General features: G+C 39.6%; 13 protein-coding genes. 9 read left to right on the top strand and 4 right to left on the bottom strand.

The window, feature by feature from the left end; translation table 11 throughout:
- Positions 1-12 precede the first annotated feature (12 nt).
- The 3 genes from DXD04_RS05065 to DXD04_RS05055 all read right to left on the bottom strand — a co-directional run bounded on the left by DXD04_RS05065 (position 13) and on the right by DXD04_RS05055 (position 8042).
- Positions 13-3030, bottom strand: a complete 3018-nt coding sequence (locus DXD04_RS05065; RefSeq protein ID WP_304322080.1) for a SusC/RagA family TonB-linked outer membrane protein — start codon at positions 3028-3030, stop codon at positions 13-15.
- Positions 3031-3530: 500 nt separating this feature from the next.
- A complete protein-coding gene (locus DXD04_RS05060; RefSeq protein ID WP_117671421.1) occupies positions 3531-4949 on the bottom strand; it encodes a RagB/SusD family nutrient uptake outer membrane protein in 1419 nt (472 codons plus the stop codon).
- A 15-nt stretch (positions 4950-4964) separates the two neighbouring features.
- Positions 4965-8042 carry a SusC/RagA family TonB-linked outer membrane protein gene (locus DXD04_RS05055; protein ID WP_117671419.1) on the bottom strand — a complete coding sequence of 1026 codons (3078 nt, stop codon included), beginning with the start codon at positions 8040-8042 and terminating at the stop codon, positions 4965-4967.
- A gap of 341 nt (positions 8043-8383) precedes the next feature.
- Here DXD04_RS05055 and DXD04_RS05050 point away from each other — a divergent pair, with 341 nt between their 5' ends.
- The 3 genes from DXD04_RS05050 to DXD04_RS05040 all read left to right on the top strand — a co-directional run bounded on the left by DXD04_RS05050 (position 8384) and on the right by DXD04_RS05040 (position 14319).
- The gene (locus DXD04_RS05050) at positions 8384-9547 is read left to right on the top strand and encodes a site-specific integrase (RefSeq protein WP_117671417.1); all 1164 of its coding nucleotides are present in this window, start codon (positions 8384-8386) and stop codon (positions 9545-9547) included.
- Between the two features lie 326 nt (positions 9548-9873).
- Positions 9874-12834, top strand: coding sequence for a SusC/RagA family TonB-linked outer membrane protein (locus tag DXD04_RS05045; protein WP_259299519.1), 2961 nt, complete (start codon positions 9874-9876; stop codon positions 12832-12834).
- An 18-nt stretch (positions 12835-12852) separates the two neighbouring features.
- Entirely contained in the window at positions 12853-14319 is a 1467-nt protein-coding gene (locus DXD04_RS05040) for a SusD/RagB family nutrient-binding outer membrane lipoprotein (RefSeq protein ID WP_117671413.1), read from the top strand.
- A 219-nt stretch (positions 14320-14538) separates the two neighbouring features.
- On the opposite strand, the gene DXD04_RS05035 is transcribed toward DXD04_RS05040, so the two are convergent.
- Positions 14539-15444 carry a glycosyltransferase family protein gene (locus tag DXD04_RS05035; protein ID WP_117671411.1) on the bottom strand — a complete coding sequence of 302 codons (906 nt, stop codon included), beginning with the start codon at positions 15442-15444 and terminating at the stop codon, positions 14539-14541.
- Between the two features lie 130 nt (positions 15445-15574).
- Here DXD04_RS05035 and DXD04_RS05030 point away from each other — a divergent pair, with 130 nt between their 5' ends.
- From DXD04_RS05030 to DXD04_RS05005, 6 genes are all read left to right on the top strand, one after another.
- On the top strand, positions 15575-20194 hold the full coding sequence (locus tag DXD04_RS05030; RefSeq protein ID WP_259299518.1) for a translocation/assembly module TamB domain-containing protein: 4620 nt from the start codon (positions 15575-15577) through the stop codon (positions 20192-20194).
- Positions 20166-22499, top strand: a complete 2334-nt coding sequence (gene tamL, locus DXD04_RS05025) for a translocation and assembly module lipoprotein TamL (RefSeq protein WP_117671407.1) — start codon at positions 20166-20168, stop codon at positions 22497-22499. Before DXD04_RS05030 ends, tamL begins: the two co-directional genes overlap by 29 nt.
- A gap of 142 nt (positions 22500-22641) precedes the next feature.
- Complete coding sequence (locus DXD04_RS05020; protein WP_022052799.1) at positions 22642-23004, top strand: hypothetical protein; 363 nt, start codon at positions 22642-22644, stop codon at positions 23002-23004.
- A gap of 112 nt (positions 23005-23116) precedes the next feature.
- Positions 23117-23467, top strand: coding sequence for an NADH-quinone oxidoreductase subunit A (locus DXD04_RS05015; protein WP_117671405.1), 351 nt, complete (start codon positions 23117-23119; stop codon positions 23465-23467).
- Positions 23458-24039, top strand: a complete 582-nt coding sequence (locus DXD04_RS05010; RefSeq protein WP_007557848.1) for an NADH-quinone oxidoreductase subunit B — start codon at positions 23458-23460, stop codon at positions 24037-24039. The genes DXD04_RS05015 and DXD04_RS05010 overlap by 10 nt, the downstream gene beginning before the upstream one ends.
- A gap of 26 nt (positions 24040-24065) precedes the next feature.
- A complete protein-coding gene (locus tag DXD04_RS05005) occupies positions 24066-25685 on the top strand; it encodes an NADH-quinone oxidoreductase subunit D-related protein (protein ID WP_040312285.1) in 1620 nt (539 codons plus the stop codon).
- The last annotated feature ends 14 nt before the right edge of the window (positions 25686-25699 follow it).

Here is a 25699-nt window from a genome sequence, read left to right as displayed (position 1 = left end):
TTTATATTTTAATTAAAATGTAAGGCTGATACCTCCAGAAATTGTACGGATGGCAGTATAAAGTGATGTAGTAGCACTTGTATAGCTCTGACGTGGGTCAAGACCCTTACGTGCAGAAAGCAATCCTACATTATCGGCAGTGAAATATACACGCAGTTTTTCCAGCATCATCTTGCGAACCAAGTTAGACGGAAGTGTATAACCAATAGTGATATTATTTACACTCAGATAGTTAGAACTTGCAAGCCAGCGAGTTGAAGTAGAGTTTGTATACTTATCCTGTGCATTCAGACGAGGTACATCCGTATATTTATTTTCCGGAGTCCATGCATTGTAAATATCCTTGTGCCAGTTCTGTCCGTCACCTTTTCCAGCCATCATGAAACGATAACCTGAGTCATAAATCTGACCACCCAACTGATAAGACAACTGAATAGAAGCATCAAAACCGTAAAGCTGTACAGAAGTTCCCAAACCACCGTATACCTTCGGCATCAAGTTGTCTGTGGCCACCTTGTTTGTAGTCTGAGCTAATGCATAATTGTCTGTTTTATACAACTCACCCTTGTCATCTTTTGCCCAATACTGAGCCAAACCTGTTTCTGGATCTACGCCAGCATAATCTACCAAATACATACGGTACATTGATTCACCTTCTTCGTAAATGTAGTTTCCATCAATCAACTGACCATCCAAGTCCGGATGCAACTTGTTGATTTTATTTTTGATGAAAGTGGCATTCAAATTCACATCCCAAGTAAAGTTCTTCTGGTTGAAAATCAAATAAGTCAAATCCAATTCAAAACCAGAGTTGGTCATAGAACCTACGTTCATCGGAATAGAAGTATAACCCACACTTCCGGCAACCGGTTTGTTGTAAAGCATATCACTTGACTTACGACCGAAGTATTCAGCCGATCCGTTCAAACGGTTATTGAACAAGGCAAAATCAATACCTACGTTATAAGAAGTTGAAGTTTCCCAAGTCAAATCGCGATTACCCTTTGCAATCATCGTACCGTCAGAGAACACACCGTCTGCACCAGTCATGTTATACTGGTCCATCCATGGATAATAGTTTTTAGCTGTCTCCATCACTCCTACAGTATATCCACCTGGGAACAAGATATCATCGTTACCCTGCTGACCGAAAGAAGCCTTCAGTTTCAACATGTTAATCCAAGTGATATCCTTCATGAAATCTTCACGTGTAATCATCCAAGCCACACTTGCAGCCCAGAAGTCACCCCAACGATTTTCAGGAGCAAAACGAGAAGAAGCATCACGACGGTAAGAAACGTTACCAAAGTATTTATCGTCATAAGAGTAGTTGACACGACCAAAGAAACCTTCAGTAGCATAAGTCAATTTCATACCGCTGGCAGTCTTCTTATCAATTGTATTGCTAATATAGAAGCTTTCAGGGTCATACAGATTCTGACCAGAACCTGTCAATTCTGTATATTGGTATGAATAACCATCATAACCGGCAGTAATATCAAAATGATGTACATCTTTCACTGCAAACTGATAGTTAGCTACATACTGCTGGTCAAAACCGAAAGTACGCATTGCAGCCTGATAAGCATTACCTCCATAAGAAGCACTCTGACCCATATATGCGTTACCCAAATCATTGTAACGTGTATTGTCGATATTCATACCAAAGCGTGCGCTGATGGTAAGACCTTTAATCGGAGTCAATTCAGCAAACCAGTTTGCATTCAGCACGTCAGCCAAAAATTCAGTCTTATTATAAATAAGGTCACCTGCCGGGTTGGCAATAGACATAAATGCACGTGATGAAGGACTGCTTACACCATCACCGTAATCATACACCTTACGACCGTTCAGTGTCATAATCTGTTTGTCAGCTCCACGTACATACATCGGATAAACCGGAGCAATGTTATTGGCAATATAGAAAGCATTACCGGAAGATGATGCATTATCCTGATCGCCCGGATAGTTACTCTTTGAGTTTACATAGTTCATGTTGGCACCCACTTTCAACCAGTCTGTTACCTTGTAGTCACCCTTCAAACGACCGCTGAAACGAGTCAAACCAGAACCTTCAATTACACCCTGATCATCCAAATAGCCGAAAGCCATGTAGAAAGTAGACTTATCGTTACCGCCAGACACATTCAAGTTATATTCCTGACGAAGAGATGTTCTAAATGTTTCATCAGCCCAGTTATCCGGAGTATAATAATATCCATATTCATCTGTATAGCCCAATGTAGCATTCGGGTTCAGCAAACCGTTGCTACCAATCAGCAACTGACCTTCAGGTACTGTATAAATCTGATAACCTACACCACCATTTCCAGCAGAAAGCAAAGTATTGTTTGCAGCTACATTGGCAGCCTGCGGAGTCATGCCATTGGTCTGTACATAACCATTATAGATAGCTTCGTAAGCTTTTTCCAGATAATTCTTTGAACTTGTCAGCACATCGTAGTTCTTTACTCCACGAGAGTTGGCACCCCATTTTGCATCGAAGTTTACACGTGCCTTACCAGAAGTACCTTTTTTAGTAGTAATCATGATGATACCGTTTGCACCACGCGCACCATACAACGCTGTAGAAGCCGCATCTTTCAACACTGTCATCGATTCAATATCTGCAGAGTTGATAGATGACAAATCTCCATCATAAGGCACACCATCAACTACATACAACGGATCTGTTCCGGCATTGATTGATCCGACACCACGGATACGCACTTTTGCATCTTCACCCGGCTGACCGTTATTACTCAAAATCTGCACACCTGCTACAGCTCCAGCCAATGCATTTGATACGTTTGACACCTGACGTTTCTCAATCTTATCAGCTTTCATCACTGCTGCAGAACCTGTAAATGACCCTTTGGTAGAAGTACCATACGCAGTTACCACAACTTCATCAAGTACCTCAGCATCAGACTTCAACACCACTTTTACGATAGGCTTAATCTTCACTTCCTGCGACTGCATTCCGATGAAAGAAATGACCAAAGTTCCGGCGGAACTATAAAGTATTATAAATTATTGATCTATAAATAAATAGAAATTATTCAATTAAATAAGATTTGTAAATCAAGATGGCTTGTAAACTGATATTCTATACGGATTTTCTACCAAGATTATACTCTGAATAAGTCATTTTTATATAATTAGATGAATATATTAGCTCAAAACGAATTTATTGAGTCATACAAGACAAATAAAATTCCATACATTTATTCAGTAAACGCGTTTTCATTTGTCAATAAAATATGTTTTCCTGCCTTATATTGTTTTAAGAGTATGAAATTTCTTCATAGATTTTACAACAATATATATTGAGCCACCTGCTTATATATTAAGTAGTTTAAAGAAAATGTCTTATAATAAAATAGAGAGCGTACTAAGAAAAAAACTTACCCAAGAATACGCTACGCAACTTGGGTAAGTTTCCTATAATAATTCTCGGAATTTATAAATAAGAAGACAATGCTTTTTGCTTCTATATATTATAAATTCAAGAAAAACTTCTCAATCTATTAATATGAGGGATTCTGTTTAATCTGAGGATTAGCATCAATTTCCGCCTGAGGGATAGGCATAATAGTTCTATAATCATTCCAATTAACGGTTATTAAATCTTCTCCATTCAAGAAATGAGTACCTCCTTTTCTCTCAACAGTATCTCCTACACGTAAAATGTCATATAGTCTATGACCTTCCATCACAAGTTCTTTTCTACGTTCTTTCTTAACTAAATCAAGAGTTGCTGTGATTTTTGTGTTGTTTGGATTAGCACGATGTCTTATTTGATATAAGTATTCATCAGCAGAATTTTGATCAGGAGTGCCTTTTCTTAATGCAGCTTCTGCTCCAATTAGATAAATATCAGACAATCGGATTACTCTAACATTATTCACAAAAATATTTCCGTCAAGTCCTGGATACTTGTTTACAACACGCTTCTGTCCATCTTTATCTTTTATCAATAATCCCAATCGTACATCATCCGGATCTTCGTTTAGTAAATTCAGGAAATCAGTTGTTGCAATCATTGTTCCGTATGAACTTGGTGCAACAAGAGATCCAATAAGCTCTCTACTTCCGCCATACATAGTAGAAGATAAATCTAAATCAAAAATAGATTCACTATTTTCACGTTTTCCCCACATGTTGATATATTCAGCGTTAGGGACTAGATTATATCCTCCATTATCAATGACATCTTTTGCGTATTTATAGGCTTCCTCATAATTACCTTTATATAAATTGACACGAGCTATTAAGGCCTTTACCCCCCAGCGGTTTATGTGACCGTATGTTTTATCTTCACTTATAAAATCTAAAGCATCTGCTAAATCAGTTAAAACTGCTTCATAGCCTTGTGCTACAGTAAGACGCTCAGGTAAACTTGCAGCATCAAGTACGGTTGTTATCACAGGAACTCCTAAAGATGCTCCATTATCTTTTTGATACGGTGTACCATAAGTAATTAGAAGGTTGAAATGAGCTAATGCTCTGATTGCTAAAGCTTCCCCCTTTGAATTCTTAGTTACATCTGTCATTGGTATAGAACCAGATTCAATAGCATCTAAGAGGACATTAGCACGATTTATGACTACATAAGGTACAGACCAAAGTGATTCTCTAGCATTATTTTGCCTATCGGTAAAACGATAAAAGTTTTCTGTACGGTCTCCAACCATTCTAGTTTGTATATCTTCACCGCCCACTTCTGGACGAGTAATGAAATCTGTACCGTAATAGTATGAACCATCGACAGAAATAAGCCCTTGATAAAGTCCGTTCACTGCTGTTCTCGTATCTTCTTCCGTGGTGATTGCTCCTTCACTAACTAACGAATTGCTAGGCAATGTTGTCAGATAATCATCACACGAAGATAACAACGTAACTCCAGTCAGCAAGGTCACAAATATTGTATGTATAGTTGTTTTCATTGTTTCTTCTTTTTATTAAATTCCTAATTCAACACCAAATGTAACAGTCTTTAAGTTAGGAAGTCCAAGTGTTGGAATTCCATTTACTGGCATTTCAGGATCTGCATATTTATATGAAGTCCAAGTGAGTAGATTCGTTCCTGAGACAAATACACGAACATTGTTTAACTGTGCTTTGTTAACCCATTTTTGTGGAAGTGAGTAAGAAAGACTTAATGATTTCAAACGTAAATAGTTCAAATCTTTCATAAAACGTGAGCTCCCATAATTTCCCCATTTGTAATTATTGATTCGGCGAGGAACATCTGTAACGTCACCAGGTTTTTGCCATCTGTCTAACTGTTCGGTTGACATATTATACCATACCTGATATCCATCTGTATCTGTAAGACTTGTTCTCCAAGTGTCGAATACTTTTCCACCTAAAGAGAAATTGAAAAGCATACTCAATTCTAATCCTTTCCATGAAACAGAGTTTCTCCATCCACCAGTTAGTTTTGGGTCTGGTTTGCCGATAATTACACGTTGAGCTTTTGTAGGATCTTTAGTTAATTCTCTGTTTATACTGCCATCTTCATTTACTGTATTTAATACCCATTGCTCTTCACCAGTTTGTGGGTCTACACCAGCCCATTCACGGCTCCACCATGAATAGTATGATTCTCCTTCACGAATAATACTAGTACCATCAATGATATCTTTTCCTCCATAAAGCTTGGTTACTTTATTGCTATTGTGTGACAATGCTAGACCTGTATTCCATCTTACTTGTGAGTGTTTGAACACGTCCACATTGATGTCTACTTCTACACCCTGATTTTTCATTTCACCAACATTTTTTAGCATAGTTTGAAAACCTACAGCCATTGATGTGGGAACATCTTGCAATAAATCACTTGTACGACGTGTATAGTAATCAAATGTAATGTTTAAACGGTCAAAAAAACGAGCATCAAATCCGATATTGAGATTCTTGTTTTTTTCCCATGACAAGTCTGGATTTGGAACAGAATTTGGAGCAGAGCCTGGTTTATCCTGGTAATTGTAACCATATCCATACAAGCTTAGATGGCTGTAGTATGAACTAGGCAAAGTACCATTGATACCATAAGATGCTCTTATCTTTAAATCATTTAACCATGTCAGATTATGCATAAATTCTTCTTGTGTCATTCTCCAAGCAGCAGAAACAGACCAGAAGTTTGCCCATCGATTATTTGCACCTAAACGTGAGCTTCCATCTCGACGGAAATTGGCTGATACATAATATTTATTGTCAAAATCATAATTTACACGTGACAAAAGTGACAACAAATGGTCTTGTTCGTAATACGCCATACCTTCCATTGGAGTAGCAGCATTAATAGATTCTGGCAATTTATTGTGCGGATATCCATTTTGTGATGCCATTACATACTCTATTCTGCGGTCATCTACATCCCATCCTACAAGTACATCCAAATTATGTTTTTGATTAAAGCTCTTCACATAATTTAATGTGGTAGAAGAATAGATGTTGTTTTGATTCAAAATATAGTTAGATCCAAGACCTCCTAAATCGCTACCATTGTTTGAATCCATAGGCCAGTAGGTTAATGATTTATTAGCTATATAATCATAGCTGACATTTTCTTTTAGCGTTAACCCATCAATAATCTCATAGGAGGCCCATAAATTATTCGAACTTCTGAAAACATTTGACTCATTCTTGTCTTTCTGTAAATCTTCTATAGGATGAGATTTAGGGAAATAAGCCTGAATAATAGGATTTGACATATCATAGTTCCCTTCGTCATCGTAGATTCGTATGTTAGGGGTAATCACATAGTTAAGCAAGAAAAAAGGATTGGCAAAAGCTGTTCCTTCACTAACAACAGAGGATTTTTGTTTTGACAATGAAATATTTGCTCCCATTTGCCATTTATTATCTGCCGAACGGTGAGTTGCATTGATACGTCCAATAAATCCATCCATTTTAGAGTTGTTAGCTTTACCTTGGTCTTTTTTGTATGCTAAAGAAGCGAAGAAGGAGTTTCGATCATCACCACCTTGTGCAGAAAATTCGTAGTTTTGTGAAGAGCCGTGTTTACGGAATAAAGCAGACTCCCAGTCTTCATTATAGTCAGGCGCATAGGTGTCTGCTGCTGCTTGAGCATACGCTTTTGCTTGTTCTTCTGTTGCAGGAGTGTAATTTCCGTCTGCATCAGGAATACCATAAAGAATAGCTTCATTATAGGCTCCTTCGTATGTCAGTTCTCTACGTTGAGTTCCATTTACATTTTCACGATTTTTCATAGCCCAATCAGAGAATCCCCAATTGGCTTTAAAATTGATACGTGTTTTGCCGGCTTTTCCTTTCTTTGTAGTAATCAAAATTACACCATTGGCTGCTCTAGAACCATACAAAGAAGCTGCAGCCGCATCCTTTAATACGGTAATATTCTCAATATCACTGGGATTAATAGATGACATAATATTAAATGATTTACTATCGTCTGTTACAGCTGATATAGCAACATCTCCTGATACAACGGGAACACCATCTATTACATATAATGGCTCATTGGTTGCATTCATTGAGCCTGTACCTCTTACGCGAATTTCTAATGCCGCGCCCGGTTGTCCACTGTTACTGTTTATTGTTAATCCAGGAGTTGTACCAGCAAGAGCTTGCTCAAAAGAGGTGACAGGAATATCTTTTAAAGCTTTTGCTCCATCAACAGAAGATGCCGCTCCTGTAAATGAAGATTTTTTAGCAGTGCCATACGCAACAACCATAACTTCATCAAGTTGTTCTGCGTCAGATTTTAATAATACTTTTACAATTGGCTTAACTTTCACTTCCTGCGACTGCATTCCGATGAAAGAAATGACCAAAGTTCCGGCGGAACTTGGCACATTAGTCAACGTAAAATTACCATCAATGTCGGTAACAGTACCTACTGTAGTACCTTTTACCAATACTGATGCGCCCACTACAGGTAAACCATCCTCTTCAGAAGTAACATTACCTGTTACCTTTGAGATTTGAGCGTTTACCAGACCAATACCTATCATCAGGCAGGTCATTAACAGCATCAATTTTCTTTTCATAAAAATCTCTCTTAAAGTTTAACTTTACATTAATAAAAATTCATTCACTCTAACAGGACGCAAAAGTAGTAATATCTTTTTAAATATTTATACCATTTTCAATAAAATTCCCCCAAAAGCTTGCTTTTTAACACTTATACCTGCCACTTTCATGCAAAAGTATGTTTTTATAAAGTAAATGATATGCATTTCTTGTATCTGGGATTTATCATCGAATCAAAATAATGAATCCTTTTTGCTAGATACTTGTTAGTTTTAATTTAGCTAAAATAGACGTTATATAAGTAATAAACTTCTTCTTATTGCATATTATCTGCATATTTTCTTAAAAACAACATAGTATGAACAAGATTTATTTCAGATTGGTCTACAATCGTAAAAAGAAGTTAAACAAATCAGGTAAGGCTCTTATTCAAGTGGAAGCTTACAGAAATCGTAAAAAGGTTTACATTTCGACAGGAATATATGTCAATCCAAAGCAATGGGATAACCATCATAGTAGAATTATCCAACATCCGCATTCTGAAGAATTAAACCGAATGTTAGAAGAATTTATTTTACAATTGCAATGGGAAGAATTGAAATCATGGAAACGCGGTGTCTATATCAACTTGTCCGCTTTTAAAACTTTCAACCATCAAAATGATACAGAGAAAATGACATTTCTACTCTTTGGTAGAAATTGGGTAGAACACTCATTGCGTAAAGATACTACCAAAAAGAATCTTTTAACGACTTTGGATTTACTCAATCACTTTCGTCCCTCTATTGAATTTGAAGATATAACCTATACATTTCTTCTTGATTTTGAAGATTTCATGAGGCAAAGAATGTATGAAACAAACACAATCGCCAAACACATGAGACAATTAAGAACCTTTGTTAATGAAGCTATCAAAAGAGGATATATTCAGCCTGATGAATATCCGTTTAGAAAATACCAAATAAAAACAACTCAAAGTAAACATAGTTTTTTACTACCTGAAGAAATAAGGAAGCTAGAAAAGCTAGAGCTTTCATCGTGTCCAAAATCATTAATGCATAGCTTGAAAGCATTTTTATTTTGTTGTTATACGGGGATTCGATATTCAGACTTTGTACTTCTTAATGAAAGTAATATTGTTACGATAAAAGGAGAGAAATGGCTTATATTTAAAACTGTCAAGACAGATACAAAAGTCAGCATAGCATTATATCTTCTCTTTCAGGGGAAAGCCCTCCGATTATTGCAAGAATATCATCAGAATTTAAGTGATTTTTTTCATATAAAATCGAATTCTTCCGTAAATAAAGATTTAAAAAAAATCGGTGTGTTAGCCAAGATAGAAAAACACTTTTCATTTCATACAGCCCGGCATACTAATGCTACTCTTTTAATTTACAACGGGGCTCAAATAACTACAGTCCAAAAGCTATTGGGGCATCAAAGTGTAAAAACTACTCAGAGATATAGCGATATTTTTTCAGGAACGATTGTAAAAGACTTGAAAAAATGTAAGTTCTAATCATTAATCTAAGAATGTAATTATTAATTTAAGAAGACGCTCTGTTATAGTTTATATTTTACGGTGCAGAGCCGTACGTTTTCCGCATGAGAAACATACGGCTCCGCATCGTAAAACGTATGTTTCTCGCACGAGAAACATAATATAATATTATGCATTACATCATCTATATAAATACATTTTCTAATCCTATTAGTAATAATAAGGTAGAAAAACTATATAAATTTTGCAGTTATAACTGATTTAAAATGGCTCATTAATAAATTGGAAATAAATTTACCATTTGATAATCAACGAATTAAAGCTAATATAGTTCCGCCGGAACTTTGGTCATTTCTTTCATCGGAATGCAGTCGCAGGAAGTGAAAGTTAAACCAATTGTAAATGTAGTATTAAAATCTGATGCTGAGCAGCTTGATGAAGTTGTTGTGACAGCAATGGGTATTAAACGCGATCGTAAGGCGTTAGGATATGCTGCACAAGATTTAAAATCTGACCAACTTAATAAAAGTGGTACAACATCACTGGCTAATGCAATACAAGGTAAACTGACAGGTGTTGAAGTACGCCAATCGTCTGGTGCTCCGGGTGCCTCTTCTCAAATCATCATTCGTGGAGCCCGTTCATTTGATGGAAACAACCAACCTTTGTATGTAATTGATGGTATGCCTATCAATACATCAGCAGACTTTGATACCGGTAGTTCTGTAACAGGAGCAAACTATGCAGACCGTAGTATTGATATTAACCCTGAAGATATTGAGACCATTAACGTACTCAAAGGACAGGCTGCTTCTGCATTGTATGGTATTCGAGCATCTAATGGTGTCATTGTAATTACAACAAAACGCGGTTCTAAAAACAACTTGAATAAGCCAAGTGTTACTATTTCTACTAACATGAGTGCTCAGCGTGTTTCTAGAAAATTTGAACGTCAAACAGTATATGCACAAGGCGATAAAATCAGCGCATACAATCCTTCATCTTCCAGCACATGGGGACCTAAAATCACAGATTTGGCAAATGATCCTGTTTATGGTGGAAATACAGACAACCAATATACTGCAGAATTTGGTAAACATGAAGGTCAATATTATAACACTCAACGTGCAAAAGCTGGTCTTGATGGTTGGACAACTCCGCAAATTTATGACAACGTAGGTGATTTCTTAGGTACTGGATTTACAGAAAACACAAATGTAAATATATCACAAAGTCTCAACGGGGTAAACTATTCATTTGGATTAAACAACTCTTATCAAAATGGTATCATCCCATCTACAGGTATGAATCGTTGGGGAGCCAGAGGTTTGGTTGACTGGAAAATCAATGAAGAATGGAATACTGGTTTTTCTGCAAACTATTCATCAACCAAAATTACATCTGCTCCTGGTGCTAATGATGGTATAATGAACGTCGTATATTCTGCTCCTGCTGAATATGATCTGAAAGGAATCCCGACACACGCACCTGGAGATATCACGAACCAAGTACTTTTCCGTTCTACTTCATTTGTGAACCCATATTGGTGGGCTGATCATAATGAATACTTGCAGCACACAAACCGTGTTTTTGGCAATGCATATCTTGAATATCAGCCAAAATTAAATTGGGGAGATGGATTTACTTTGAAGTTCCGTGAACAAGCAGGTTTGGATATTTGGACTTCTAATTATGCCGATGTAAAAGAAATGGGTACAACAAGTGCCCTACTCGGTGGCGAAATTGAAAATTATGGTTCACAACACAATGTTTTCAACAACTTGTTTACCATTAATTTCGACGGTCGATTTGGTAATGAAGACGAATGGGGATTGAACATCATCTTAGGTAATGAATTTAATGACGAAAACATTCGTACTTGGGACTATTATGCAAGCAATTTTAATTTCCCGGGATTCCCGACCATTGGAAATGCGACTAACCTGGCCAGTGCTAATGAATATACAAGAAGAGAACGTACTGTAGGTTTCTTTGGAAGTGTGTCTGCATCCTGGAAAGACCAGTTGTATTTAACTGTTACAGGACGTAATGACTACGTATCTACCATGCCTAGAGGAAGCCGTAGTTTCTTCTATCCTTCAGTTTCTTTGGGATGGGAATTCACTAAATTACCATTCTTGGAAGGCAACAGTGTAATCAACTATGGTAAATTAAGAGGCTCATTTGCACAGGTAGGTCAAGCTGGTACTTATTACAACAACTTCTACTATACACCTTCTTACGGAGGAGGTTTCTTGGCCTACACTCCGGTATCTTATCCGCTTCCAAGTGGTGTTTCATCATACGTACCATATTATGTAGTATATGATGAGAATCTTAAGCCGCAAAATACAGTAAACTATGAAGCCGGTATTGATTTGCATTTATTCAACAGCAGAATTAAAATGGAATATACCTATAGTTTACAGAATGTTAAAGATCAGATATTCTCTGTACCGACAGATGGTGCTATAGGTTATCAATATATGATGACAAATGCCGGAAAGATGCGTACCCATGCACATGAATTCTCTATCAATGCAGCTATTCTGCAAAGTAAAGATTATGATTTGAATTTGGGTATCAACTTTACCAGAATCCTCAACAAGGTTATTGAACTTGCACCGGGTGTAGAATCTATTATGTTGGGTGGATTTGTTGAGCCGCAGGTTAGAGCACAGGCTGGATGTACTTATCCTAATATCTATGGTGCTGCATTCAAGCGTGATAGCGAAGGAAACATGTTATTGCTTAATGGCTTACCACAAGCAACAGGAGATAGCCAGAACTTAGGTAACTGTTCACCGGATTTCACAACTGGTATCACTTTTGGTGGACGCTACAAACGTCTTTCTTTAGCTACTACATGGAGCTGGCAGCAAGGTGGAAAAATGTATCATGGTACAAACATGACATTAAACTATTTCGGTGCAACAAAAGAATCTCTTCCATACCATGAAGGAACAATGGTAGCAGAAGGTATTGATGAAGCTACAGGAGAAAAGAACACGGTTGAAGTTAGCAAGCAAGCTTATTATCAGGAATATTACAACATTTCTGAATCTGGTATTTATGATACTAGCTTCGTAAAATTGCGCGATGTAACACTGACATACCAATTACCAAAGATGGGAATTTTCGACATTTCTGTATATGGATTTGCTCGTAATATCTTAATCTGGGCTAATCTGCCGAATTTTGACCCGGAATCATCACAGGGTAACAATAACATGAGTGGATATTTTGAACGCTTCTCTGTTCCTAATACTTCAAGCTTTGGTGGTGGACTTACTATTAAATTCTAAAATAAATACGATTCAAATATGAAGAAATATATATTATCCGTTTTATCTATTGCATTTCTCGGACTCACATCTTGTACCGAGGATATAATGGATGACATCAATAAGGATAACCAACATCCTTCTCCTGAAAATGTATCAGCCGCACTTCAGCTGACAGATGCAATTATGGCTACAGGTTTCAGTACAGTATCAGGAGACTATGCTTTTTATCTTTCCTCTCTTACCGAACAAGAAATTGGAGTTGGAAATAACCAGTTAATGAGAGCAGAGTTACGTAACTCTGCGGAATGGGCAGCATCTACGACTTTCAATAACGTATGGAATGCAACCTATGGAAATCTTATGAACATCCGCCAAATGATTGAAAAAATCACGACGGGAACCCAAGGTAACGCCGAAAAATATGACTTATTGGGTATGGCACAAACTTTGGAAGCTTTGAATTTTGGAATATTGACAGATATGCATGGAGATATTCCATATAGCGAAGCATTACAGGGCCAAGAAAACCTTCAACCCAAACTGGATGCACAGAAAGATGTTTATACAGGTATATTAAATACCCTTGAAGATGCTATAAAGAATCTTGAAAAAGGTAAAGATTTAGAGTCTGCCGGAAATCAGGATATTGCTTTTGGAAATGATAATGAACAGTGGATGGCTACAGCTTACGCTTTGAAAGCTCGCTATTTATTGCATCAATTAGCTGTTACAGAAGATAAAACAGCATTATTGACAGAAGTGAAGAAAGCCGCAGAAAAAGCAGTAGAATTGAACTTTAAAGGTTTTTTGATTAAAGAATTCAATGGAGTTACTTGTGACAATCCTTGGAGTGCATATATATGGAGTAGAGAATATACAGCTTCTTCCAAGACTGTAACAAATCTGATGGGAACAGATGATCCTCGTTTACCTTATTACATTTATAAAACAGATAAGTCAGAAGGAGGGTCATATCAACCTGGAGATGAAGAAATCGCGCAGGTTGCCGATGGAAGTCTTGCCTATCCCGCATGGTACGACTTAGGCTCACAGCCTATTCACATGTTCAGCGTTTCTGAATTATATTTTATTCTTTCAGAAGTTAAATTACGTCTTAATGAAGACGCCACTACCGAATTCCAAAAGGCTGTTGCAGCTTCTGTAAGTGAAATTATGGGTTGGTTTGATGATGATACAGATGCCAGCGCTTACGCCAGCTCATTAGGAACACCAACACTTCAAAAGGTATTCGAACAGAAATATATCGCTCAAAGCGTAGATGAGCAAGTGGAAACTTATAATGATTTACGCCGTGTAAAAGCAATGGGTGAAAATTATATTGTCTTGACAAATCCGTATAACACTCAAGGAGGAGTCAACCGATTCCCAGAACGTTTACCATACGGAAATAGTAGCGTATTAAGTAATCCTAATATCAGCAGTGTTTATGGAGATGGATATTATATCTACTCTGAAAAGACATGGATAAACGGCGGTAAATAAACCTTCCCTTCCATCTTTTTAAGAAGAAATAGAACTACCCAAGTTTGCGTATTCTGCACATTCTTGGGTAGTTTTTTATTTTCCCGTCGACAAACTTTTATTCATAACCATACCATAACTTACTCACAATTCTAATGCATCATATAACACGCAAAAAACCGGAATCACATTTCTGTAATCCCGGTCTTCATTATACTAAGTATTATAATCTGTTTCTAATCAGAACAATTTAGCAGGATATTCACCAGCATCTACCAAAGCCTGAATCTTGTCAACTACACTCTGACGGTCAGCAGCGTATGTCACACCAAACCACTTAGAAGTAGTATCCAGTACTTTTACAGTAGCAGTTCCTTCATTAATCAGCTTGTTCACCATCAACGGAATGAAATATTCACATTTCAAGTTGCTGATATTTTCTTTCAGGAATTCAGCGAAATATTCTTCTGAATATTGGAAATAATCAGGAGTGAATCCCCACATATTCATTGAAACAGGAGTATTATCTTCAATACCAACCCATTCGCCATTTTCATCCTTATAAGAAACTACACCGTCTACACGCATAATTTCAGTACGTTCAACGACTGTTGTCAGATGAGCATTTTCATCAGTTGCACATACACCACGAGCTACCGTTCCACTTTCTGACAAAGTGTTTCCTACACGAAAACCTACCATGCTGTAGTCGTTCTTTGCACCTTCCGGCAATTCTGACAAGTATTTACCCAATACGGCAAAACTGTCACGTCCATAGAAGTCGTCAGCATTGATTACGGCAAATGGTTCTTTAATTACATTCTTACCCATCAACACTGCATGGTTTGTTCCCCAAGGTTTAACACGGCCTTCCGGACAAGTAAAGCCAGCAGGCAGGTCGTTCAAATCCTGGAACACAACTTCTACAGGAATATGATTTTCATATTTGCTTACAATCTTTTCACGGAAATCTTTTTCAAAATCACGACGGATTACGAAAACCAATTTCCCGAAACCACCACGGATAGCATCAAAAATTGAATAATCCATGATTGTTTCACCGTTAGGACCCAGTCCATCAAGCTGTTTTAAGCCACCGTAACGACTCCCCATACCGGCAGCCAGTACAAATAAAGTTGGTTTCATAGAATTGTATTAAAATTAGTAACTACGCAAAGGTAAACAAATAATGTGATTTCAACTCATTGTCATAAACAAAATGTATCACTTTTGGGTTCTTTTTTATATATTCGCATAACTAATGATTAAACTGTATATGAAAAAATATATAAAATGGGGAGGAATTGTATTAGCAAGTCCATTTATCCTTTTTATAGTCTTGTGTATATTAATCTATATACCTGCTATCCAGAATTTTATTGTGGATAAGGCGACATCATACGCTTCGCAAGCTACGGGGATGAACATTCATATACAACGAATTTCGCTTTCTTTTCCGCTAAATTTAGTAGTCCATGAAACCACGGTTACCAACCCTCAGGATACGCTCCTGAATGTGGAAAAACTAACCGTAAAAATTCAATTACTCCCTCTGGTAAAGAAGCAGATAGAGATTGATGGAGTGGAACTGAAAAACGCTTCAGTCAATACGGTCGACCTGATTGAAGGAATGTCCTTGCAGGGAAACCTGGGAGAACTTTTCTTGAAATCGCATGGAGTAGCCTTGACGCCGGAAACAGCTGTGCTCAACGAGCTCACACTAAAAGATGCCAATCTGAAACTATGCCTGGCAGATACAACCGCACAAGATACCACCCAAAGTGCACCTACATTCTGGAAGTTTAAATTAGAAAAGATTGATTTGGCAAATGTGGACTTTCAGATGGATATGCCACTTGACTCCATGAACTTAGGGCTTAAAGTCGGGAATGCTTCTTTAAGAGACGGACTGGTTGACTTGCATAAAGCGGCTTATTCCGCTAAAGAATTTAAGCTTTTACAGAGTGGATTATACTATAACTCAGGGAATACACCTCCTATAGAGAAGGGATTGGATCCGTCACATATTGCAGTGACCGACATCAATTTACAGATGGATTCTTTATATTATCAGGGGAATAACATCCGGGCATTACTGCATCAGTTCGAGCTGAAAGAGCGTTCGGGACTGGAAATCAAATCGACTGAGGGGCAATTACAGGCAGATGAGAAAGCCATACGTGTACCTTCTTTACAAATCAAAACTGCAAATTCTTTTCTGGCTCTCAAGGCTACGATAGACTGGTCGGTCACCGAACAGAATCAGGACGGCGTATTGAACGGTCAGTTCATGGCTGAAATCGGTAAAGCTGATTTGTTCAAACTGATTCCAGACATGCCACAAGAATTTATTCAATTCTTCCCTGCAGCTCCATTACAAGTTCGTATCGGGGTAGATGGAAGTCTGAGTGACCTGAAACTGACTACTTGCCAGGTTAAAATTCCCGATTGTTTCCGTATGGAAATGGACGGAACGGTAAAAAATGTGCTCGACAGTCTTTCCAGAGAGGGAGTGATCAACCTGAACTCGGATTTCTATAAAATGGATTTTCTGAGTAGCCTGACCGACGGAGTAGTTATTCCGTCAGGAATGAATATTCATGGAAAGGCCGGTATGAAAGGTAACGATTTGTTTACCGAAACTACCTTAAGCCAGAATGAAGGAAAAGTACAGCTAAATGCGGAATACAACCTCCTTAAAGAAGCTTATAAGGCAGATATGCAAATCAGTGAGCTAAACCTGCATGATTTCCTGCCAGCTGATTCGTTGTTTTATCTCTCTGCTGGTATGCAACTTGAAGGAGCAGGAACAGATATTTTTTCCAAACGAACTACATTAACAGCCAATGCCGCACTCAACCACCTTCAATGGGGAACCCGTGTCTTCTCTGGCGTACAGCTTAATGCAGCCCTGAAAGAATCAAAAGCGAACCTCAACTTGGATGTGAATGACAACCTGATGAATATCTCATCGCAGTTAGATGCATCCCTACACCCTTCTGCAATTGCTGCGGATATGTTGGTTCAAGTGAAGAATCTTGATTTATACGGAATGGGATTGCTCAGTTCTCCGTTAAGGACTACCGAAAATATCGACATTCACATGAGAACGGACATGAAAAAAAGTCACGGTATCCGTTTATCTGTAAAAGACATAAATTTAATCACTGAAAAAAAGACATTTAAGACGAAAGATATACATTTCGGCTTCAGCACTGCACGCGATTCTATCAGGAGCTACGCAAATGCGGGTGACCTGACGTTTCTATTCAGAAGCCGAGGAGGTATTGATGAGTTAGGTAATCAGATAACCAAACTGACGAATGCACTGAGCGCACAATGGAAGCAGAAATCAATTGATCAGGTTGCCCTTCGTGAGCTGTGGCCAGAAACCCAGTTCAGAATCTTTGCAGGAAAGGACAACCCCATTTCCAATACACTGGCCATCAAAAAGATAAACTTTAACCGCATGAATGTGAATATACGCACCTCCCCTGCAGAAGGATTGAATGCGTCGATGAATCTTTATGGATTAAAGACAGATAGTCTAGCGCTTGACACCATCTATTTCAATGCCACCCAACAGCCTGATAAGATTTTGTTTAACAGTGGAGTCATAGCCAATGACAAACCGTTCCAAGAAGCTTTCGATATTACACTGAATGGAGATATAGGAGCTGACAAAGCTAATGCTACTATTGAATATCTGAACGGTAAAAAAGAATGTGGAGTAAATATAGGTATGGTGGCTGGCCTGCAAAAAGGCGGAATCAGTCTCCACATCACCCCATTTGACCCTATCTTAGTGTACCGTAAGTTTACGGTTAATCCGGATAATTATATCTATCTGAGAGATGACGGACGAATCATGGCCAATTTGTCCATTTACGATGAATTGCGTACCGGACTGAGTTTCTATTCTACTCCAGATTCTACGGCACAGCAAGATTTGACTCTATCCCTGACTCAGATTAACATTGGAGAGTTCAAACGAGTGATTCCGTATATGCCAGACATCGAGGGCGTGATTAACTCTGAAGCACATTATGTGCAGACAGAAGACGGCATGGATCAGATTTCTCTTGAGAACAACATCAACCAGCTCAGATATAACGGGATAGCTTTGGGCGACTGGGCTTTGAGTGCGGTCTACCTTCCCAAACAAACCGGTGAACAGCATATCAACGGCCTCATCATGCAGAATGACAAGGAAGTAATCAGTATAGAAGGCTCATACTTCCCGGCTGAAGAGAAAGAACAAAAAGAGGATCGGATAGATGCACGTATGGCATTGCATCACTTCCCGCTGGAAATAGCAAACTCTTTTATTCCGGGTAAGATGGCTATGCTGAGTGGAGATATTGACGGTACCATGCAAATGTCCGGCAATGCTTCCCAACCGCTCATGAACGGAAAAATTAACCTGGATAGCGTAAATGTATACGTACCGCAAGCATCTCTGAACCTCCGATTTGATAACAAACCGGTGGAAATCAAGGACAGCAAGCTTACATTCAACCGTTTCAAGATCTTCACCAAAGGGAAAACTCCGTTCACCATTGACGGGGATGTGGACATGGCAGATTTCAGTCAGATGAAAATGAACCTGAAGATGGATGCCAACAATTTTGAATTGCTGAATGCCAAGCAGACCAAACAGTCGCTCGTATATGGGAAGTTGTACGTGGATTTCCACTCTACTCTTAAAGGTACACCCGATAACATGAATATACGCGGTAACATGAATATTTTGGGTAACAGTAACTTTACCTATATCCTACAGGATTCTCCGCTGACCGTAGAAGACCGTCTGGAAGAAACAGTAACCTTCACCAACTTCAGCGATACGACTTCTGCACAAAGAAGGGTTCTTCCAGCCCTCTCACTAGGAGGTATCGACATGCTGATGACCTTACACATAGACGAAGGGGTACAGTGCCGTGTCAATATGGATGAAAAAGGAAGCAACTACATGTACTTTGAAGGAGGTGGCGACTTGTCTTTCCAATATACTCCGGAAGGAAACATCATTCTGAACGGAAGGTATTCTCTTCTAAGCGGTGAAATGAAATACCAGCTCCCAATTATCCAGTTAAAGACCTTCCATATTCAAAGCGGAAGTTACATACAGTGGAATGGAAATGCGATGAACCCTCTCATGAGTATAAAAGCGACGGAAAGAATACGTTCTTCAGTAGCACAAGAAGGGCAGGCATCGCGCATGGTCAACTTCGATGTAGGTGTCAACATCACCAATACACTGGAGAATTTAGGATTTACCTTTATCATTGATGCTCCGGATGACGGTACCATGCAAAATGAATTGGCTTCCATGTCGGCTGAAGAAAAGAACAAGGTGGCTGTAACCATGCTGGTAACAGGTATGTACCTGACGGAAGGTAGTACACTGGGAGGTGGTGGAAGCAGTGTCATGAACTCTTTCTTGCAAGACCAGATTTCCAAAGTGGCTGGAAGTGCCCTCAAGACCATTGATGTGAATTTCGGTATAGAAACCAATAATGGAGAAGAAACCGGACAGACATCTACGGATTATAACTTCCAGTTTGCCAAGAGATTCTGGAACAACCGTATCCGAGTGGTAATTGGTGGAAAAGTATCCACCGGCAATAATGTGCAGCAGGACGAGTCATTCATTGATAATATCTCATTAGAATATCGTCTGGACAACAGTGGTACTCGCTACGTCAAGCTTTTCCATGATAAGAACTACGAAAGTGTGCTCGATGGAGAAGTAATAGAAACCGGAGCCGGTATTGTACTGCGCAAGAAAGTTAGTAAAGTGGGCGAACTGTTTATTTTCAGAAAGAAGAAAAAACCACAGCCTGAAGTCGAAAAAAAAGAAGAAGATGAAAATGAGGAAGAGAAGAATAAATAAACTGTTACTGACAGGACTTCTGTTATTTATCATAACCGGATGTTCCACAACCAAGCATCTTCCGGAAGACGAGTTGCTCTATATCGGTACACCGACTCCTAAAATTGTGGGATACAATGAAGCCGATAATGGAGAAGCTACTTTGGAAGAAGTACAAGGCGCATTGAACGTGGCACCGAACAATTCATTTTTCGGCAGCCCCAACCTCCGTATCCCTTTCCCATTAGGACTATGGGTGTATAACCGGTTTGAACGATACGAAAAAGGTATTGGTAAATGGATTTTCAAGAAACTGGCTGCCGACCCGATTTATGTATCTACCGTTAACCCTGATACCCGTACAAAGGTAGCAAGTAACGTTTTACGTGAAAATGGCTTTTTCCAAGGCAACGTGACAGTGCAAGTAGATACAGCCAAGAACCCGAAGAAAGCCAAATTAAATTATACCATATACACCGGACAACGTTACAAATTAGACTCCGTTACCTATGTAGGATTTTCACCCAAGGAAGACAGTCTGATTCATGCTACATATAGTAAACGCCTGTTAATAAAAGAAGATGCGTTCACTGTCAATAAATTGGACGAAGAAAGGAATCGCCTGGTAGAACTATTCCGTAACAACGGATATTATTTCTATCGCCCAGATTTTATTACGTTCATGGCCGACACATTGATTCGTCCCGGTTATGTCAACTTAAGAGTTGTACAGAAACATAATATTCCGGAAGAGGGATTGCGTACTTACTATATTGGAAAGACAAGCATCAATCTAGTAGGACATAATGGAGAACAACCCAATGATTCATTGAATTTTCATAACTTCACCATTAATTATGCAGGAAAAAAGCCGGGCATACGATATGGGGTACTCCGCCGACGTTTTCTTTATAAAAGCGGAGAAATGTATTCTCAGCAACGCCAGAACTATACCCAGCAGGCATTGTCCAGATTAGGCGTGTTCAAATACAATGATTTCAATTACACTCCTCGTCCGGGAAGAGATACCCTGGACATTACGGTCAATGCCATGTTCGACCTGCCTTATGACAGCGAACTGGAACTTAATGTCACCACCAAGAGTACCAAGCAAACAGGGCCGGGAGCCAAATTCAATCTTTCAAAGAAGAATTTCAAAAGAATGGGTGCTTCCTTGAACTTAGAGTTGAAAGGTTCATACGAATGGCAGACCAGTTCTACTGTAGACGGGGAAAGTTCTGTGATGAATTCTTACGAGCTGGGAGCTGCCCTCTCTCTGAATTTTCCACGACTGGTTTTACCATGGATTAGAAATCGGGTAGACCCCTTCCGTTTCCCGTCTGAAACCAACTTTAAGATTTACGCAGAACAGGTGAATCGTGCCCGCTACTTCAAGATGTTGTCATTTGGAGGTACTGTATCCTATAGTTTTCAACCGAAACGCAGTATTAAGCATACCGTAACTCCAATTCACCTGGCATTCAACACTTTGCAGCACCGTACCGCACGCTTTGACTCCATTGCCAATGCCAACCCGATGCTGTTCCATAGTTTGGACGACCAGTTCATTCCGTCACTGACCTACACGGTTACTTACGACAACAGCTACCGGAAGAAAAAGAACCGTGTGTGGTGGGAAAACTCACTCACCTCTGCCGGAAATGTGACATCCGTCATTTATGCGGCTTTTGGACAGAAATTCAGCAAAAAGGAGAAGGAACTATTGGGAAATCCGTTTGCGCAGTTCCTGAAATATTCTTCAGAAGTAAGATATACCTACCACATCAGTGAAAAGCAACAGTTAGCTACCCGACTGATGGGAGGAGTGATATGGGCATACGGCAACAAGACAATCGCACCTTATAGCGAACAGTTCTATGTGGGAGGTGCCAACAGTATTCGTGCCTTTACCGTACGCTCCATCGGTCCGGGAAGATTCCACCCGGCTAATAATTCAGGTTATTCCTACGTGGATGAAACAGGAGACATCAAACTGGAAGCCAACCTGGAATACCGTTTCCGTATCTTTTCAAATTTTATGGGAGGAAACTTAAACGGAGCAGCTTTTTTAGATGCAGGAAATGTATGGCTTATGCGCAAAGATGAAGCTCGCCCCGGTGCAGAATTCAATCTCCGGCATTTCTTTGACAGCATTGCATTGGGAACTGGAGTAGGAATTCGTTATGACCTTTCCTTCCTGATTCTGAGACTGGACTTCGGTTTTGCCCTTCATGTGCCATACGATACCGAAAAGAGTGGATACTATAATATACCTAAATTCAAGGACGGAATGGGTATTCATTTTGCCATTGGTTATCCTTTCTAAAAACAGAGCAAACTGCCTGACAAGAAAAATTAATGAAAATACAGATTCATGAATCAAAATAAATGGCTACATTTGCAGCGTTTTTGAAGGTATTAGCATGAATAAGTGGAAGATTTTTGCTTGTATATCCCTAATTACTCTTATGAGTGTACTCATAGGAGCAAACTTCTTTGCGCTTTATTCCACCGTGCTCAATGAGAACAATACAGCAGAGGAAACCCAATCGGCTGATTCCATCTACCAGCATCCGGACAATATTCCTTCGAAAACGCTTGACTTTCTGATTGCCAACATACAAGCAGATATTCCGCAGAAAATTTTATTCATACAAACCCAGAAAAACCTGGACGGTAAGTTTTTCCTGCCGGTATTCTCGTTTGGACAAGACTTTATTTCCAGACCACCCACACATTTAGGGCTGGTCTGTTCTGTATATTCCACACATCCTTATACACAATTAGATAAATTCTATTATCTATATACCCTCAAAAAAATCCTTATTTAATACTATCTAAGAACAGTTTAAAATAGATTGTTCTGATACATTGCAGACAGAGGCTTGCAGTGTAACGGAAGTAGTTTATCATCTATATGTATCATCAAAAATTCTTAGATATATGTTTTTTACATTTATTATTGTCGTTATTCTGACTGCTATCGTCCTTGTTGTGGCAGCAATGACCATCGCAAAATTACTTGCTCCACGGTCATTCAATCCGCAGAAGGGAGAACCGTACGAATGTGGTATTCCTACGCGTGGACAATCATGGGTGCAATTCAAGGCAGGTTACTACCTGTTTGCTATCTTGTTCCTGATGTTCGACATTGAAACGGTATTTCTCTTTCCTTGGGCTGTAGTGGCCGGCCAGGTAGGAGTATATGCACTGGTCAGTGTAGGTTTCTTCCTGGTAGTTTTAATTTTGGGCCTGGCATACGCCTGGCGGAAAGGAGCTCTTGAATGGAAGTAAAAAAAGCTACCTCTATTCGTTCTATGGAGTATGAGGACTTCAAGAACAATGATTATCTGGAAGACATGGTACGTCGTCTGAACATGGACGGTGCCGGAATCGTACTGGGAACAGTGGACGAACTGATTAACTGGGGACGAAGCAATTCGCTCTGGAGTCTGACGTTCGGAACCAGCTGTTGTGCCATCGAATTTATGGCATTAGGCGCAGCCCGTTATGACATGGCCCGCTTCGGGTTTGAGGTAACCCGAAACTCTCCTCGTCAGGCCGATATGATCATGGTGTTGGGAACCATCACACACAAAATGGCTCCGGTATTAAAACGTCTGTATGACCAGATGGCCGAACCTAAATACGTAGTAGCAGTAGGTGGATGTACCATCTCCGGAGGTCCTTTCATCAAATCTTACCACGTAGTAAACGGTATCGACAAGATTATTCCGGTAGACGTGTACATTCCGGGATGTCCTCCCCGACCGGAAGCTTTCTTCTATGGCATGATGCAGCTTCAACGTAAAATCAAAGTGGAGCGCTTCTTAGGAGAAGTAAACCGTAAAGAAAAAGAGGAATAAACCCTACGTAAAAAGAAAAAATGCAAATGGAAATTGAAAAAATAACAAGCATTATTCCTGAAGCCGAAATCAGCCAGACAGGAGAGACTGTCGTAAAAGTTCCGGCAGAAAAGTTACATCAGATAGCTGAGACACTACTGAATGACAAAGAAAACCCGATGGATTTCTTGCGTGACATCGTAGGAATGGACTGGGGTGAAGAAGGCTTAGGTGCGCTTTATTTACTGGAATCTACCCGCACAGGTGCAAGAATCACACTCAAAGCGGTAACAACAGACCGTGAAAAGGCATTGCTCCCCACAGTAAGCGACTTGTGGAAAACCGCTCTGATTAAAGAACGTGAAGTGTACGACTTCTTCGGTATCTGCTTCCTGAATCATCCGGATATGCGCCGTATCTTCTTGCGTGAGGACTGGATTGGCTATCCTATGCGAAAGGATTATGACATGAACTCCAACCCACTTCGGATGGACAACGAGGAAAATGCCGATATGACAGATGAATACTTTCTCCGCCCCGACGGCACACTTGAGGGCCGTAAGAACGTGGTGTTTGGAGAAGATGATTTTGTAGTAAATATCGGGCCGCAGCACCCTTCTACACACGGTGTATTGCGTATGCGTACCTCTCTTGAAGGAGAAAACATCCGTAAGATTGACCCGATACTGGGATATATCCACCGAGGCATCGAAAAAATGAACGAAAGTCTCACCTACCCGCAGACATTAGCCTTGACCGACCGTCTGGACTACCTGAGTGCTCACCAGAATCGCCATGCGTTGTGTATGTGTATTGAAAAAGCTGCCGGAATAGAGGTACCGGAACGTGCCCAGTACATCCGTACCATCATGGACGAGTTGCAGCGTATCGACTCACACTTGCTGTTCTACTCCTGTCTGGTCATGGATATGGGTGGACTGACTCCTTTCTTCTATGGTTTCCGTGAACGTGAGATGATTCTGGATATTTTTGAAGAAACTACCGGAGGCCGTCTGATTCAGAACTACAACATGATTGGAGGTGTACAGGCTGACATCCATCCTACCTTCCAGCAGAAGGTGAAAGACTTTATCAAACACCTGCGCAGTGTAATTCAGGACTATCATGACATCTTTACTTCAAACGTCATTGCCGATACCCGTCTGAAAGGTGTAGGAGTTTTGTCAAAGGAAGATGCCATCTCACTGGGATGTACAGGAGGTACCGGACGTGCTTCCGGATGGGCCAACGACGTGCGTAAGCATCATCCGTACGCACTCTACGACAAGGTGGACTTTAAGGAGATTGTGTACACGGAAGGTGATTCCTTTGCCCGTTACATGGTACGTATGGACGAAATCATGGAGTCTTGCCATATCATCGAGCAACTGATTGACAATATTCCGGAAGGAGAATTCCGTGCCAAGACCAAACCCATCATCAAGTTGCCGGAGGGTGTATTCACTTCATCGGTAGAAACCAGTCGTGGTGAGTTTGATGTGATATTGGAGAGCCATGGTGATAAAGTTCCTTACCGTCTGCACTATCGTTCCACCGGACTTCCGTTGGTTCACGCCATGGATACCGTTTGCCGTGGAGCTAAAATTGCCGACTTAATTGCCATTGGAGGTACACTCGACTTTGTCATCCCTGACATTGACCGTTAATCTCCACACAAACT

Origin of the sequence: Phocaeicola plebeius, from assembly GCF_003437535.1 — a bacterium.
GTDB classification, from domain to species: Bacteria; Bacteroidota; Bacteroidia; order Bacteroidales; family Bacteroidaceae; genus Phocaeicola; species Phocaeicola plebeius_A.
Note: the sequence above shows the minus strand (reverse complement) of the source record. Positions and strands in the feature narration are given on the sequence as shown.